The organism is uncultured Agrobacterium sp. (genome assembly GCA_913777615.1).
GTDB lineage: Bacteria > Pseudomonadota > Alphaproteobacteria > Rhizobiales > Rhizobiaceae > Agrobacterium.
Genome location: CAJYTK010000007.1, coordinates 26,858 through 42,390 on the forward strand (window position 1 = coordinate 26,858; position 15,533 = coordinate 42,390).

Consider the following 15,533-nt stretch of genomic DNA (forward strand, 5'->3'; position numbering starts at 1 on the left):
ACGATCGCTTGCCGCCAGCTCGGTAAAGCATTTACACCGGGGAGCCAGTATTGGCAAAAAATGCGGATAGGGGTTGGATCAGGCCAGACGGCGACGAGTCGCAGAAGGCCACGTTCCCGGAGCTATTTTTTGACCTTGTTTTCGTCTTTGCGCTGATCCAGCTTTCGGCCACCCTGGCGAAAGATTTCGGCCCGACCGCGCTTTACGAGGCGGCGATCCTTATCCTTGCCCTGTGGTGGCTTTGGGTTCACACCACGTGGCTGACCAATCTGTTGAACACAGACAAGGGCCCGGTCAGGATGTTCCTGTTCGGGCTAATGTTTGCGGGTGTCCTTTTGGCGATTGCGCTGCCGAAGGCATTTGAGAGCCAAGGCCTTATCTTTGCTTCTATCTACACGGCGATGCAGCTGTCTCGCTCGCTCTTCGGGCTCTATGTCTTCCGCGGGGTCGATCACGGAAATTCCAAGACCTTCGGTAGGATGACAGTCTGGCTGATGGTGTCCAGCCTCCTCTGGATCGCCGGCGGTTTCCAAGACGATCTAACTATTCGCTTGATCCTGTGGACCGTGGCCATTGCCATAGAATATGCTGGACCTTTAGCGCGCTATCATGTTCCCGGGTTGCGGGCTCAAGACGACGAGCAACTTCTTCTCTCGGGAGAGCATCTGGCGGAGCGTTGCGCGCTCTTCGTCATTATCTGCCTTGGCGAAACCATTTTGACCACAGGGAAAACAGCGACGGAATACATGAATTCGAACCTGACGTTCATTGTATTCTGTGCTGCCTTTTTAAGTACGGTCGTGATGTGGTGGATATATTTTCACCATGGCCAAGAGGAAGTATCGGATAAGGCCGAAGAGGCCGAGGAGGCCGCAGAGCCGGAAACGATCGCGCAAAATCTCTTCAACTACGGCCACCTGCCAATCGTTGCCGGAATCATTCTGACGGCAGTTGGAGAGGATTTCAGCCTTTCCCACAGTCACGATGCGTCGACGTTGCGGGAATCGCTTGCCATCATGGGCGGGCCCATCCTTTTTCTGATCGGCAATATCGGCGTGAAGGTTGCATCGTCCTTCGTGAGGCCGATTTCGCACTTCGCAGGTATCGTTGTGCTGGCCGCACTTCTCTTCGTGCCGGGCGTACCGCTCTATGGATTGCAGATCGTCAGTGCCGCTGTCCTGCTTATGGTCGCGATCTGGGAGTATGTAGCACTTCGCCGGCATGCCGCATCCGTGGGATAGTTGCAGCGCGGCGCAGCTCTATGCCGTCTCGACGCTTACATCGAAGTTGCGGAAGTCGCCACTGTCGATGAAGGCTTCCACCATGGCCTTGTAAGGCGCGATGTCGATCTTGTTCTCAGCCAGCCAGTCTTGGTTATAATAGGTCGCTGCGTAGCGGTCACCGCTGTCGCAGATGAGCGAAACCAGAGAACCTTCACGCCCTTCCTTCATCATCGCCGCAGCGATCCAGCAGACGCCGAAGAAGTTTGTGCCAGTTGAGCCGCCCACACGTCGGAAAAGTCGCTCCGACAGCACATGCATAGCAGCGATCGATGCCGCGTCTGGTATCTTGATCATGTGGTCGATGACACCGGGAATGAAGGACGGTTCCACGCGCGGGCGTCCCACGCCTTCGATGCGCGACGGCGTCGAGCAGGTGACGTTGCGATCCCCAGACATATAAGACTGGTAAAACGCCGAGTGCTCCACATCCACCACGCAGAGCCGGGTTGGAAGATTGCGATAGCGAATGTAGCGGCCGATGGTGGCAGAGGTGCCCCCTGTGCCGGCATTCATCACCACCCATGATGGTTGTGGATGCTCTTCGCTCTGCATCTGGTCGAAGATGGACTCGGCGATGTTGTTGTTGCCACGCCAATCGGTTGCGCGCTCGGCATAAGTGAACTGGTCGAGGTAATGACCATTCGCTTCCGCAGCCAGTCTCTCTGCCTCGGTGTAAACTTCGGCGGGGCTGTCGACAAAATGACAGCGGCCACCGAAGCGCCCGATGGCTTCGACCTTCTGGCGGCTGGTAGAGTGCGGCATGACGGCGATAAAGGGCAGGTCGAGAAGATGTGCGAAATAGGCCTCGCTGACAGCGGTCGAACCGGACGACGCCTCCACCAGCGTGGTTCCCTGCCGGATCTTGCCGTTGCAGATGCCATAAAGGAACAGCGAGCGCGCGAGGCGATGCTTCAGACTGCCGGTCGGGTGCGTCGACTCGTCTTTCAGATAGATCGATATGCCGCGCAGACCATTGAAAACGGGTTTAACGAGGTGGGTATCTGCCGAGCGGCGACCATCACCCTGAAGTATGCCGATGGCGCGTCGGGCCCATTCGCGGTCTTCGCATGCAGGCAGTGGCGTGATTGGCGGCGTGGAAAGGCACTCATGCATGACGCTCGAACTCCATCTGCATCAGCAAGTTTGCTGCTAATGATGCATTATTCAAATATTTTGCCGAACCGTCATTATCCATAAAAATATGCTCCCATGAGTGTATATGGAAGAAGAATGTTCCATGGAATCGTCCTATATTAGAATGGTGCTTTTGCAAAGCGGGACGTTGTCAGCGTCATGGACCGCAACGCAAAAAAATTAGCGCCGTGTGGTTTGACCGGCTCTACCAGAGCTATTTGTAAACGCGGTGGCGTCAGGCCGTACCATCTACCAGAACGAAGCGCTGTCCCCTCGAGCATGTTTCGATGCGCGCATCCACCCGATAAATATCGCGCAGCATTGCAGGCGTGATGACATCTTCGGTCATGCCGCTCACCACCATCTGGCCGCCTGCAATCACGAGCGTGTTTTCACAGTAGCGCAGAGCGTGGTTCAGATCGTGAAGCGCAATCAACACGATCATGCCTTGGCGGCGAGCAAGGCCTGAGATGAAGTCCAGCACTTCCACTTGCCGATGAAGGTCGAGCGCTGAGGTCGGTTCATCCATCAATAGGACTTCCGGCTTGCGCACCAGTGCCTGCGCTAAAGACACGAGCTGACGCTGACCACCGGACAGTTCGCCAAGTCCGCGGAAGGACAGGTTGTCGATGTTGAGCGCCTTCAGGATCGCGTCGATCTCGGCAAGTTCGTCGTCGCGAACTTTCCAGCCGCTTCCCTGCTTGGCAGAAAGCAGGATGGATTCGTAAACCGTGAGCACCGCATTGGCACCAGTGTCCTGGGGCATGTAGCAGATGGTCTTCGGCCCTTGCTCCGTTTGCGATAGCGTCACCACGCCGGGACCGGAAATCAGGCTGGCAATCCGCTTGAAGAGCGTGGATTTTCCTGCTGCATTCGGGCCGATGACGGCAGTGACGCTTCCGGCTTTCAGCATGTCCATGGTGACGTTGGAAAGAACTGTCGTGCGGCCATACTTTGCGCCGACATCCTGAAGAGCCAAGGCTACCATGCGCGTCTCCTGTTGGAAAAGATCAGGATGAAGAAGAAGGGAACGCCGACAAGGGCGGTAATAACGCCGATCGGCAGAACAGCACCTGGGATCAGCATCTTGCTGACGACCGAGGTGACCGACAGCAGCAGCGCGCCGCAGATGACGGAGCCGGGCAGGAAGAAGCGCTGATCTTCTCCGACAACCATGCGGGCAATATGCGGGCCGACCAGACCGACGAAGCCGATCGTGCCGACGAAGGACACTGGTATGGCGGCCAGCAGGCTTACCGTCAGCATGGTCTGGAGGCGCAGGCGCCGGACATTGACGCCCATGCTGGCCGCCTTGTCGTCGCCGAGCCTGAGCGCCGTCAAAGCCCAAGCGTTCTTCATGAACAATGGAACGGTGAGCACAAGAATAGCCGCCGTGACATAAACCTTCGCCCACGTCGCTTTGGTCAGGCTCCCCATGGTCCAGAAGACGACGGCTGCCAGCGCTTGTTCGGATGCCAGATATTCCAGCAGTGACAAGGCGGCATTGAAGGTGAAGACCAGGGCGATGCCGAGAAGCACGATAGTTTCGACGCTGACACCGCGCATGGTCGAGGCGAAGTGGATGAAAAGCGCTGCCAGCATGGCCATGAGGAAGGCATTGATCGGCACCATATACTCGACAGCGCCGGGGAAGATCGCGATGCCACCGACGAGTGCCATGGCCGCACCGAAACTTGCCGCGGCCGAGATGCCGAGCGTGAAGGGACTTGCCAAGGGGTTCGACAGGATGGTCTGCATCTGCGCGCCCGCAACGGAGAGAGAAGCGCCGACGGTGACCGCCATCAGGGCAATCGGCATGCGGATATCCCAGATGACGACGCGCAGCTGGTTGGCGACGGCAGCTGGATCGAAAATCGCTCCGACCACTTCGGAGAGTGTGTATCTCGCTGGCCCAAGCGCCATATCGGTCGCGACGCTGAGACACAGCGCCAATGTCAGTCCGACCAGGATGAGGATACGGCGACCGGCAAGGGCGCGATATCGATGGCCCCCCGTTTCCACGGACGTCTCGCTGATGGAAGCCATATCAGTTCACGCCTTTTTCGAGGGAGACGAAGTAGCCTGGCTTGTAGGTGATGGGCAGGAATTTCTTGTGGAAGTCATCAAAGTTCTTTTCCGGATCAAGGTCGGCAAAGAGATCCGGGTGGAACCACTTGGCGAATTGCTGGATCGGAACGAACTCATAGGGAGCGCCGTAGAACTGGTGCCAGACGGCGTGCACATTGCCGTCCTTCACTGCCTTCAATTCCGGGAAGGGCGTGCGGGTCATCAGCTTGGCCAGACGTTGCCGCGAAAGCTTCATGTCCGCACCGCGTCCGACTGGAACGAACTGGTTGATGTCGGATTCTGCCGCCCAGTTTGAACCGGTGACAATAATGTGCTCGGGATCGGAAACGACCAGCTGTTCGGGGTTCAGGTCGCCGAAGGTTGTCTTGATCACGTCAGACGCAATGTTGTGGCCTCCAGCCTTTTCGATCATTTCACCGAAATTGACCGGGCCGAAGGTGCGGCAGCAGGTGTTTTCTCCGGAAATGCCCGGCGCGCGTTCGATGAAGACGCCTGGGCGTTTCAGGTCCTTGACCGTTGCAAGTCTGTCGGTGACGAGCGCAATTTGCTGGCGTCGATAGGCCATGAACTCGTCGGCCCGCTGCTCGGCACCGAATATCTGTCCAAGGGCGCGAATGGAGGGTTCGGTGTTCTTCTCTGGATCGAGGCGAAAATCGAGATAGACGACCTTGATACCGGCAGCGGCGGCCTTGTCCTCGAAACCGCTTTCCTTGGCACTTTGCTCCGCCTCCAGGTTGAGTGTGATGATATCCGGCGAAAGGGCGATGGCGGCTTCGAGGCTGAATTCGCCCTGCGGCAGATAGCCGAAGCGGGGCAAGTCCTTGATCTGCGGGAAACGCTCCACATAGGCCGTGTAGCTGTCGGGATCCTTTTTGATGAGATCGTCACGCCAGCCAACAACCGTATCGAATGTCTTTTCACCCTTGAGGGCAGCCACCACATGAACCTGACGGGCTTCGCCGAGGATAACCCGCTTTGCCGGCAGGTCCATCTCGACGGTGCGACCAGCAGCGTCGATTATCTCAGTCGACCATGCTGGGGATGAAAGTGCGGCAAGGATAATCGTTGCAATGGTGCCAAGCGTTTTGAAAATCATGGGATAACCCTCTTTTAAAAACAGCATGGCGAGCCGGATGGAGGGCCGCCTCGCTTCGTTCGGTCTGGCCTGGTTCGGGCCATCACGGTACAGCTCTTACGTGTCGTCCTTGAGAGACACGAAGTAGCCGGGCTTATATTCGAGCGGCAGGAAGCGCTCGTGCAGTTCCTTGAACGTCGCTTCAGGATCGAGATCCTTGAAGAGAGCGGGGTGCAGCCACTTTGCGATCTCCTGGATGGCGACGAACTGGTACGGGTTGTTGTAGAACTGGTGCCAGATGGCGTGGACGTTGCCGTTCTCCACCGCCTTGACGCCGGTAAAGCCCGGACGTTTTGTCAGATTTTCCAACTTGCGGCGTGCTTCCTTGAGGTCCGCGCCATAGCCCACGCCGACCCAGTTGCCGCCTGGTACATAGGCATCCCACTTGCCGCCGGTAATGATGATCTGATCAGGATTGGAGGCGATGATCTGTTCCGGGTTGACCGTGCCGAAGGTGCCGGGGATTATACCCTTGGCCATGTTGATGCCACCGGCGATTTCGACCATTTTGCCGAAGTTTTCGTTGCCGAAGGACATGCAGCAATCGTCCGAATAGCCGCCAGCGCGCTCGACGAAGACCACGGGCTTCTTCGGGTTTTCCTTTTCAAGGACGTCGGTTACGCGCTGGATGCTGTCGGAGCGGAACTTGATGAAGTCTTCCGCGACTGTTTCCTTGCCCATCAGCTTGCCCATGAGGCGCATGCTCGGCTCGGTGTTTTCCATCGGCTTCTCGCGGAAGTCGACATAGACGAGAGGAATCCCGACCTTGCCGAGCTTCTCAATATAGCCGGCTTCTTCTGTTGCGGTCTTGGCGTCGATGTTCATCAGGATGACGTCAGGCTTCAGCGCAACCGCCTGCTCGATATCGAATGTGCCGTCCTTCATCCCACCGAATTTGGGAAGCTTGGCGATGTTCGGATATTTTGCGAGATAGGCGTCATATGTTTCCGGGTCGGCCTTCGGCAGATCGTCGCGCCAACCGACGACATGTTCAAAAGGATTGTTTTTGTCCAGAGCGGCGAGAAAATAGATTTGGCGGCCTTCGCCGAGAATGACATGCTTGACTGGCACATTGACCTCGACATCGCGTCCAGTGACGTCTTTGACCGTCACTTTTTCAGCGAAAGCTGGCCATACGCTCGAAACCACAAGGCCCATTGCAAGAACTGCGGATCTGCCCGTAATGCGCATTGAAATAGCTCTCCAATAAAACTTTTGGCGCTTTATGATTTTATGATTGCATTCGTCAAGTTTTATCTTTTAGAGCAATTCTCAACTGCAATCCTGAGGTTCACCGGCATGGACAGCGCAAATGGCTACGGAAGCAACTTTGGTCTGAAGGACGAGATCAAGGCCTATTGGTCCGCGCGCGCTGCAACCTTCGATCTTTCACCAGGTCATGAGATTTTTTCCGAGGATGAACGCGCTGCCTGGCATCGGCTTGTGTTGAAGCATCTGGGACCGGGTGAGGGCAAGCTGGCGCTCGATCTCGCAAGCGGCACGGGCGTCGTCTCGCATCTGATGGACGACCTCGGCTATCGCGTCACTGGCCTCGACTGGGCAGAACCCATGCTGGAGCGCGCAAAGACGAAAGCGAAGAGCCGCAACCGGGCAATCACTTTCCGCATGGGCGATGCGGAAAACACCATGGAGCCGGACGCGAACTATGATGTGGTGATCAACCGCCATCTGGTCTGGACGCTGGTCGATCCAGAGGCTGCCTTCCGCGAGTGGCTGCGTGTGCTGAAGCCCGGCGGCAAGGTGCTGGTCGTCGATGGTGATTTCGTCAATGTCAGCCGCACCGAGAAGCTTCTGAAAGATCTGGCGAACTGGCTGCAAAAGCGCGGAGTTCTCAAGGCTGAAGCCGTTCATATGCCGCCAGATATGGCGGGCACCCATAACAGCATCCTTTCACGCGTCTATTTTTCCAATGGCGCGCGCGCGGACGCGGTTGCAGCATTGTTGCGTGATGCTGGTTTCGAGGAGGTGACGATCGACACCGACTTTCGCGACGTCCATAGGAGCCAAGCTAAGAACTGGAATTTCCTGAAGGCTGCGGCCCGCGGAATCCAGCACCGTTACGCGATCTGTGCGCGCAAGCCGGAATAAAAAACCCCGGATCGCTCCGGGGTTTAAGGATCGTCCAATCAGCCGGCCTTCGCCATAGCCTTGGCGGCCACACGGGCGCGGATGGATTCGACATCCGCTTTAGGCGTTGCCGCAAAGAGTGTACGCGTATAGCTGTGCTTCGGGTCGGAAAAAACCTCATCGCGCGTGCCGTGTTCGACGGCTTCACCGAAATACATCACCATCACTTCATCGGCGATATACTTCACCACCGAAAGATCGTGGCTGATGAAGACATAAGTCAAGCCGAACTCGTCCTGCAAGTCGGCGAGCAGGTTGAGAACCTGAGCCTGGACCGAAAGGTCAAGCGCCGAAACCGGCTCGTCCAGCACCAAGAGCTTCGGGTTGAGCATCAAGGCACGCGCAATGGCGATGCGCTGGCGCTGGCCGCCGGAGAACATATGCGGGTAGCGGTTGTAATGCTCTGGGCCGAGACCCACGCGCACCAGCATATCATTCGCTTTTTCGCGACGCTCGGCGGCGGACATGTTGGTGTTGATCAAGAGCGATTCACCCAGCACATCGCCGATCTTCTGGCGCGGGTTCAGCGAACCATAGGGGTTCTGGAACACGATCTGAACCTTCTGGCGCATCTCCGGCGTCAAATGGCCGGGACGTGTGTCCATTTTCTCGCCGTCGATGAAGAGGTCACCCGATGTCGGTTCATCGATAAAGGTCAGCATGCGGGCAAGGGTTGACTTGCCGCAGCCGCTTTCGCCGACAATCGCCAGCGTCTTGCCGGTCTCGAGCTTGAAGGACACGCCCTTGACGGCATGGACCGTCTTGCTCTGCTTCATGAATCCGCCAGGGATATGGTAATCCCGCTTCATGTCGCGGACTTCGAGCATGATTTTATTGTTACTCATGCCGTTTCTCCCGCAGCGCTTGAGGCTGGTGTCGGCGTACCGTCGAAGAACTGCGACACGGTGGTCAGGCGATCACCCGTCGCATTCTCCGGCAGCGCTGCCAGCAGCGCCTTCGTATAGTTGCTCTTGGGGTTTTCAAACAGAGTGAGCACGTCGGCTTCCTCCATCTTGCGACCCTTGTACTGCACCACAACGCGATCGGCCGTTTCCGCCACCACGCCCATGTCATGGGTGATCATGATGAGGCCCATGCCGGTTTCGGCCTGAAGGCGCATGATCAGATCGAGGATCTGCTTCTGGATCGTGACGTCGAGCGCGGTTGTCGGCTCGTCCGCGATCAAAAGCTTCGGATTGCAGGCAATGGCAATCGCGATCATGACGCGCTGGCACTGGCCACCGGACATCTGGTGCGGATAGTGCTTCAGACGCTCTTCCGGGTCAGGCAGTCCGACGAGCTTGAAGAGTTCGATAGCGCGTGCACGACGCGCTTTCTTGTCGAGACCCATGTGGATCCGCAGAACTTCCTCGATCTGGAAACCGACCGTGAAGCAAGGGTTGAGACTTGCCACCGGCTCCTGGAAGATCATTGCGACATCCTTGCCGATCAGCTTGCGGCGGTCGGATGGGCTAAGCTTCTGGATGTCTTTGCCCTGAAAGAGCATGCGGTCGGCAGTGATGCGCGCCGTCCAGGGCAACAGACCCATGACAGCCAGCATCGAGACGGACTTGCCGGAGCCGGACTCGCCGACAATGGCAAGTACTTCACCCGGATCGACCGAGATCGACACGCCATCCACGGCGCGGAACCAGCCATTGGCGGTTTCGAACTCGACGGTGAGATTATCGATTTGCAGAAGTGCCATATCAGGACCTCTTCAGTTTCGGGTCGAGCGCATCACGCAGACCGTCGCCCATCAGGTTGATGGCAAGAACGGTGATGAGAATGGCAAGACCGGGGAAGGTAACGACCCACCACGCGCGCAAAATGAACTCGCGCGCTTCGGCAAGCATGGTGCCCCATTCGGGTGCGGGCGGCTGCGCGCCCATGCCGAGGAAGCCTAGAGCCGCCGCATCGAGAATGGCGTTGGAGAAGGATAGCGTTGCCTGAACGATGAGCGGCGCGGTGCAGTTCGGCAAAATCGTGCGGAACATCAGACGCAGCGGACCGGCACCGGCCAGACGCGAGGCCGTCACGTAATCCTTGGACTTTTCCGCCATGACGGCGGCACGCGTCAAGCGCACGAAGTGCGGTTGAAGAACGAGCGCGATCGCGATCATGCCGTTGGTGAGGCCCGGTCCGAGAATAGCGACCAGAACGAGCGCCAGAAGCAGGGAAGGGAAGGCTAGAATAATGTCCATCAAACGCATGATGGCGGTATCAAGCCAACCGCGATAGTAGCCGGCCAGAACGCCGATGACGACGCCGGTGGTCAAGGACAGTGTGGTGACGAACACACCGATGAACAGCGAATACTGTGCGCCATAGATTAGGCGCGACAGGATATCGCGGCCGACGGGGTCGGTGCCTAACAGGTATGTCAGGCGTCCACCTTCAACCCAGGCAGGCGGAAGAAGAACGGCATCGCGATATTGTTGGAATGGCGAATGCGGCGCGATGATCGACGCAAAGACCGCGATGATCACGAGTGCCAGGAAAACATAAAGGCCAATGACGGCACCCTTGTTTTCAGAAAAGTAAAACCAGAATTCCTTCAGCATCTGCTTGCGCATGGCGGAAGAGGAAACCGGTGCTGCGGTTTTGGTAATGGCGGTATCGGCCATGAAACGGTCCTCCTTTTAGTGCCGGATGCGCGGGTTGATCAGGCCATACAGGAGGTCAACGATAAGGTTGACGACCATGATGATGCCCGCAATCAACAGCAGGCCGCCCTGAATAACCGGGTAATCGCGGCGGAAGACGGAATCGACCATCCACTTGCCGATGCCCGGCCAGGAGAAGATCGTTTCGGTGAGGATGGCACCGGCCAGCATGACGCCGACCTGCAGGCCGATGGTGGTGATGACCGGGATCATGGCGTTGCGCAACGCATGGATGCCGATCACCCGGAAGGGAGACAGGCCCTTGGCGCGCGCGGTGCGCACATAGTCTTCCGACAGCACCTCTAGCATGGCCGAGCGCGTCTGGCGCGCAATGACGGCAAGCGGGATTGTGGCCAGCACGATCGACGGCAGCGCCAGATGGCTCAGCGCCGAGGCAAAAGCGCCTTTTTGGCCGGAAAGCAGCGAGTCGATCAGCATGAAGCCGGTGACTGGCGGGAAATAGAACATCAGCGAGATGCGTCCTGAAACCGGTGTCCATTGCAGAATGCCCGAGAACAGGATGATCAGCAGCAGGCCCCACCAGAAGATCGGCATGGAGTAGCCGACGAGCGCTACGCCCATCAGGCCCTGATCGAAGATCGAACCGCGCTTGATGGCGGCAATCACGCCTGCCGGAATGCCGATGAAGACAGCAAGGATGATGGCGCAGACGGAGAGCTCGACGGTTGCTGGAAACAGCGCGAAGAACTGATCGATGATCGGCGACTTGGAAACGATCGAAGTGCCGAAATCACCCGTCAAAATACCCTTGAGGTAATCGAAATACTGGATGACCAGCGGCCGATCCATGCCGAGAGCGGCGCTGATCTGCGCATGGCGCTCTGGCGACATGACGCGCTCGCCGGACAGAAGTGCGACCGGATCGCCTGGCAGAAGCCGGATGAACAGGAACGCGATAATGGAAACCCCGATGAATGTCGGGATGAGCACGGCGATACGCCGCACAAGAAAGCCAATCATGAGAAACCTTCGATCTGTTCCTTACGAGGAACCTATGCTCTGGCACGAGGCAGTTTTTTGCCTGCTTATTGATGTTTTATAAGTGCCGCATAAAGGAAGTGCCGCGCACCTTTTTAAGAGATGCGCGGCAATTCTATTCGGGTGCAGCGATTACTCGGTGATGTCGACGTTTTCGAACGTGAAGTCACCCAGCGGGCTCTGTACGAAGCCGGTTACTTCCTTGCGCATCGGCACGATAGACAGGGAGTGGTCGAGCGTGGCCCAAGGCGCTTCTTTCTTGAAGACGACCTGAGCTTCTTCGTAGAGCTTGGTGCGCTCGGCCTGATCGGTCGTAACCTTGGCCTTCTTCACCAGATCGTTGAACTCCTTGTTGCACCACTGTGCACGGTTGTTACCGCCAACAGCTTCGCAGCCGAGCAGCGTGTCAAGGAAGTTGTCCGGATCGCCATTGTCGCCGGTCCAGCCGAGCATAACGGCGCCGTCACGATCCTTGGCCTTGGAGCGGTCGAGATACTCGGCCCACTCGTAAGAGACAATTTCAACCTTGACGCCGATCTTGGCGAAATCATCCTGGATGATTTCAGCAGCGCGGCGGGCGTTCAGCATGTAAGGACGCGAAACCGGCATTGCCCAGACCTTCATGGAAAGGTCCTTCACGCCGGCATCTGCCAGCATCTTCTTGGCGGCGTCGAGATCGTAGGCGTCGTCCTCGACCTTGTCGTTGTAGGACCACATGGTCGGCGGCAGCGGGTTCTTGGCAGGTGTTGCCATGCCCTGGAAGACTGCGTCGACAATGGCCTTCTTGTTGATGGCCTTGTTCAGCGCCTTGCGCACCTCCGGCTTGTCAAACGGAGCCTGAGTGGTGTTGTAGGCGAGGTAGGCGACGTTAAGGCCTTCCTGCTCCATAACCTTGAGGTTCGAATCCGACTTCATGGACTGGACGTCGGCAGCGTTCGGGTAAGGCATCAGGTGGCATTCGCCAGCCTTGAGCTTCTGGTAGCGAACGGCAGCGTCGGTGGTGATGGCGAAAACGAGATCGTCGATCTTCGGTGCGCCGCCCCAGTAGTCCTTGTTGGCCTTGTAGCGGATGACGGCATCCTGCTGGTAGCCGACGAAAGCGAACGGACCAGTGCCGACCGGCTTCTGGTTCAACTCTGCCTGCTTGCCTTCAGCGGCGAGCTTGTCGGTGTATTCCTTCGAAACGATCGAAGCGAAAGGCATTGCGAGGTTTGCAAGGAAGGGAGCTTCCGGGCGGTTCAGCGTGAACTTGACCGTCATGTCGTCGACCTTTTCGACCGATTTGATCAGTTCAGGGAAGCCCATGCCGGCTGCGTATTCCCAGGACGTGCCCGGAACATACTGGTGCCATGGATTGTCGGTCTTGATCTGGCGCTCGATGGAGAAAACAACGTCATCGGCGTTCAGTTCGCGGGTCGGGGTGAAGAACTCCGTGGTCTGGAATTTGACGCCAGGACGCAGCTTGAAGGTGTACTCCTTGCCATCCTTCGAAACTTCCCAGCTCTCGGCGAGGCCTGGTACTGGCTTCGTGGTGCCCTTTTCGAATTCCAGCAGGCGGCTGTACACGGTGTGCGCAGCGGCGTCGAAGGTGGTGCCGGCGGTGTAGAGGCCTGGATCGAAGCCTTCTGGCGAACCTTCGGAGCAGTAAACGAAGGTCTTCGCGCTTGCCACGTTTGCAAAGCACGTCGCCGAAAGCAAGGCTGCGGCGATGATGCTAAGTTTGTATCTCATATGTGAGCTCCCAATTTTTTGTAACCGGCTCGCTTGTCCCGCGGATGCCGACTGATCGTCGTTATAAGAAAGTCTTTACATACTCAAGCGGACACCTGAAACGATTCATATGATTTTTGATGAAATAATCAACTTATCGCGATCTGATGCTATTTTAGGCGGCGCGATTAGAATGTTATGATCGTTGAAATGCTTAAAAGCGGTATATCCTCCTATCGTCCTTTACGCTCACTCATGTCAAAACGCCCCGCTGAAAGCAGGGCGTCTATGATTTACATCGGGGCTTGGCCTTGGATTTGCCAAAGAAACTTTACGCCGCAGACATTTTCTCGCCGACGAAGCGCCAGTTTATCAAGTTTTCCAATACGGCTTTGATGTGGGCAGGCTTTCGGTTCTCGTAATCGACATAATAGGCATGTTCCCAGATATCGATGCCGAGATAAGCTGGGCGACCAACGGCTACAGGATTGTTTCCGTCTTCGTATCCCACTAGCGCAAGTTTGTTGGCGTCATCTCTGGTAAGCCATACCCAGCCTGTGCCGAAAACTTCATCGGACGCGGTCACAGCCTTTTCGATGAACTTGTCATAGCTGCCGAATGCCGTGTTGATCTCGTCCGCCGTTTTGCCCTCAGGTCTGTTCGGGCCGCCCGGGACGAACTGCTCCCAGTAGAAAATGTGGTTCCACGCCTGAGCGGCATTGTTAAAGATCTTTTTGTCTGCGGGCTTGCCGTAGGACGCTGTCACGATCTCCTCGAGTTTCATGTCAGCATAAGGCGTGCCCTTTGCGAGCGTGTTGAGTTTGTCGAAATAAGCCTTATGGTGCTTTCCGTAATGCAAACCCACTGTCTTTGCCGAAATATGCGGTGCCAGCGCATCCTCCTTGAACGGGAGTGAGGGCTGCTCGAAAGGAACTGCGGCGCGGCCAATGGACGGCGTTGAAAGAACCGTGGCGACAGCGGAGGCCGCTCCTGCTGCAAGGACTGTGCGTCTGGTCAGTATCATGGCGGTTCAAAGCTCCTGATCGCGAGAGGTCAAGCCCCGTTAACCGAAGCAGTTGCGGAAAGGTTTCCTCTGGAGGCGTCATTTGAGAGACGCTCCCGAACTTGTTATCGCTTCGCCTCCGCATAAGCCCGTCCGCTCTAGGAGCACTTGTCGCTTGGGTGCATTTAATAGCGGCGGATGCGACATTCAGGGTTGCACGAAATTCTGGAGCGGTTAGCTTGTCCGCGGTTGTGCGGCGGAGGCTCGGTCCGTTCAACTGTATCGATACAGGAGGAAGTCAGAGATGAAGACGATCAAGGGTCCCGGTTTGTTTCTGGGTCAGTTCGCGGGAGATGCCGCACCCTTCAATAGCTGGGACGCGATCACAAAATGGGCCGCTGAAAAAGGCTATGCCGGCGTTCAGGTGCCAACATGGGCAAGCCAGTTGATTGACCTGAAAAAGGCCGCCGAATCCAAGGATTATTGCGACGAATTCGCCGGCGTTGCACGGCAGAATGGCGTCGAAGTCACGGAACTTTCCACCCATCTTCAGGGCCAGCTGGTCGCGGTACACCCCGCCTATGACGAAGCCTTCGATGGTTTTGCTGCACCCGAAGTGCGCGGCAATCCGAAGGCGCGGCAGGAATGGGCGGTTGAGCAGGTCAAACTTGCGCTGAAGGCGTCACGCAATCTCGGCATCGATGCGCATGCGACATTCTCGGGCGCACTCGCTTGGCCTTTCATCTACCCATGGCCGCAGCGTCCTGCTGGCCTTGTAGAAACGGCGTTCGACGAACTTGCAAGACGCTGGACACCTATCCTGAACTTCGCAGACGAACAGGGCGTCGATGTCTGCTATGAAATTCATCCAGGCGAGGACCTGCATGATGGCGTAACATTCGAGATGTTCCTTGAGCGTGTGAAAAATCACAGCCGCGCCAACATGCTTTACGATCCGTCGCACTACGTGCTGCAGTGCCTGGACTATCTCGACAATATCGACATCTACAAAGACCGCATCAAGATGTTCCACGTCAAGGACGCGGAGTTCAACCCGACGGGACGCCAGGGCGTTTACGGCGGTTACCAAGGTTGGGTCAACCGTGCAGGCCGCTTCCGCTCGCTCGGCGACGGGCAAGTCGATTTCGGTGCCGTCTTCTCCAAAATGGCGGCCAATGATTTTGACGGCTGGGCCGTGGTCGAATGGGAGTGCGCACTAAAACATCCTGAGGACGGAGCACGTGAGGGCGCGGAGTTCGTCAAGGCGCACATCATCCGGGTGACGGAGAAGGCCTTCGACGATTTCGCTTCCAGCGGTACGGATGACGCGGCCAACCGGCGCATGCTCGGCTTGTAACAGAACGATT

The 15,533-nt window shown here is 57.1% G+C and carries 14 protein-coding genes; 3 read left to right on the forward strand and 11 right to left on the reverse strand.

Translation table 11 applies throughout. The features are described from left to right. Positions 1 to 50 precede the first annotated feature (50 nt). Entirely contained in the window at positions 51 to 1,241 is a 1,191-nt protein-coding gene (locus tag QZ862_RS05835) for a low temperature requirement protein A (RefSeq protein WP_296039696.1), read from the forward strand. An 18-nt stretch (positions 1,242 to 1,259) separates the two neighbouring features. Here the strand turns inward: QZ862_RS05835 and QZ862_RS05840 are convergent, their stop codons facing one another. The 5 genes from QZ862_RS05840 to QZ862_RS05860 form a co-directional block, all read right to left on the reverse strand. Continuing rightward, positions 1,260 to 2,396 carry a PLP-dependent cysteine synthase family protein gene (locus QZ862_RS05840; protein ID WP_296039694.1) on the reverse strand — a complete coding sequence of 379 codons (1,137 nt, stop codon included), beginning with the start codon at positions 2,394 to 2,396 and terminating at the stop codon, positions 1,260 to 1,262. Between the two features lie 256 nt (positions 2,397 to 2,652). Beyond that, the gene (locus QZ862_RS05845; RefSeq protein ID WP_296039693.1) at positions 2,653 to 3,405 is read right to left on the reverse strand and encodes an ABC transporter ATP-binding protein; all 753 of its coding nucleotides are present in this window, start codon (positions 3,403 to 3,405) and stop codon (positions 2,653 to 2,655) included. After that, a complete protein-coding gene (locus QZ862_RS05850; protein WP_296039691.1) occupies positions 3,399 to 4,463 on the reverse strand; it encodes an iron ABC transporter permease in 1,065 nt (354 codons plus the stop codon). The genes QZ862_RS05845 and QZ862_RS05850 overlap by 7 nt, the downstream gene beginning before the upstream one ends. Before the next feature lies 1 nt (position 4,464). Next, positions 4,465 to 5,601, reverse strand: a complete 1,137-nt coding sequence (locus QZ862_RS05855) for an ABC transporter substrate-binding protein (protein ID WP_296098157.1) — start codon at positions 5,599 to 5,601, stop codon at positions 4,465 to 4,467. A gap of 96 nt (positions 5,602 to 5,697) precedes the next feature. Further along, entirely contained in the window at positions 5,698 to 6,831 is a 1,134-nt protein-coding gene (locus QZ862_RS05860; protein ID WP_296098159.1) for an ABC transporter substrate-binding protein, read from the reverse strand. 108 nt (positions 6,832 to 6,939) lie between these two features. Here QZ862_RS05860 and QZ862_RS05865 point away from each other — a divergent pair, with 108 nt between their 5' ends. Next, the gene (locus QZ862_RS05865) at positions 6,940 to 7,749 is read left to right on the forward strand and encodes a class I SAM-dependent methyltransferase (protein WP_296098161.1); all 810 of its coding nucleotides are present in this window, start codon (positions 6,940 to 6,942) and stop codon (positions 7,747 to 7,749) included. Between the two features lie 38 nt (positions 7,750 to 7,787). On the opposite strand, the gene QZ862_RS05870 is transcribed toward QZ862_RS05865, so the two are convergent. From QZ862_RS05870 to QZ862_RS05895, 6 genes are all read right to left on the reverse strand, one after another. Continuing rightward, entirely contained in the window at positions 7,788 to 8,633 is an 846-nt protein-coding gene (locus QZ862_RS05870; RefSeq protein WP_296098164.1) for a dipeptide ABC transporter ATP-binding protein, read from the reverse strand. Continuing rightward, complete coding sequence (locus QZ862_RS05875; protein ID WP_113260869.1) at positions 8,630 to 9,496, reverse strand: ABC transporter ATP-binding protein; 867 nt, start codon at positions 9,494 to 9,496, stop codon at positions 8,630 to 8,632. The genes QZ862_RS05870 and QZ862_RS05875 overlap by 4 nt, the downstream gene beginning before the upstream one ends. 1 nt (position 9,497) lies before the next feature. Beyond that, the gene (locus QZ862_RS05880; protein ID WP_296017457.1) at positions 9,498 to 10,415 is read right to left on the reverse strand and encodes an ABC transporter permease subunit; all 918 of its coding nucleotides are present in this window, start codon (positions 10,413 to 10,415) and stop codon (positions 9,498 to 9,500) included. A 15-nt stretch (positions 10,416 to 10,430) separates the two neighbouring features. Next, the gene (locus QZ862_RS05885) at positions 10,431 to 11,435 is read right to left on the reverse strand and encodes an ABC transporter permease subunit (RefSeq protein WP_296017455.1); all 1,005 of its coding nucleotides are present in this window, start codon (positions 11,433 to 11,435) and stop codon (positions 10,431 to 10,433) included. 150 nt (positions 11,436 to 11,585) lie between these two features. After that, positions 11,586 to 13,184 (reverse strand): ABC transporter substrate-binding protein, encoded by a 1,599-nt coding sequence (locus tag QZ862_RS05890; protein WP_296098167.1) that lies wholly within the window; start codon positions 13,182 to 13,184, stop codon positions 11,586 to 11,588. A 310-nt stretch (positions 13,185 to 13,494) separates the two neighbouring features. Next, positions 13,495 to 14,187 (reverse strand): superoxide dismutase, encoded by a 693-nt coding sequence (locus tag QZ862_RS05895; protein ID WP_296098170.1) that lies wholly within the window; start codon positions 14,185 to 14,187, stop codon positions 13,495 to 13,497. Between the two features lie 283 nt (positions 14,188 to 14,470). Here QZ862_RS05895 and QZ862_RS05900 point away from each other — a divergent pair, with 283 nt between their 5' ends. After that, positions 14,471 to 15,523, forward strand: a complete 1,053-nt coding sequence (locus tag QZ862_RS05900; protein WP_296017448.1) for a sugar phosphate isomerase/epimerase — start codon at positions 14,471 to 14,473, stop codon at positions 15,521 to 15,523. Positions 15,524 to 15,533 lie beyond the last annotated feature (10 nt).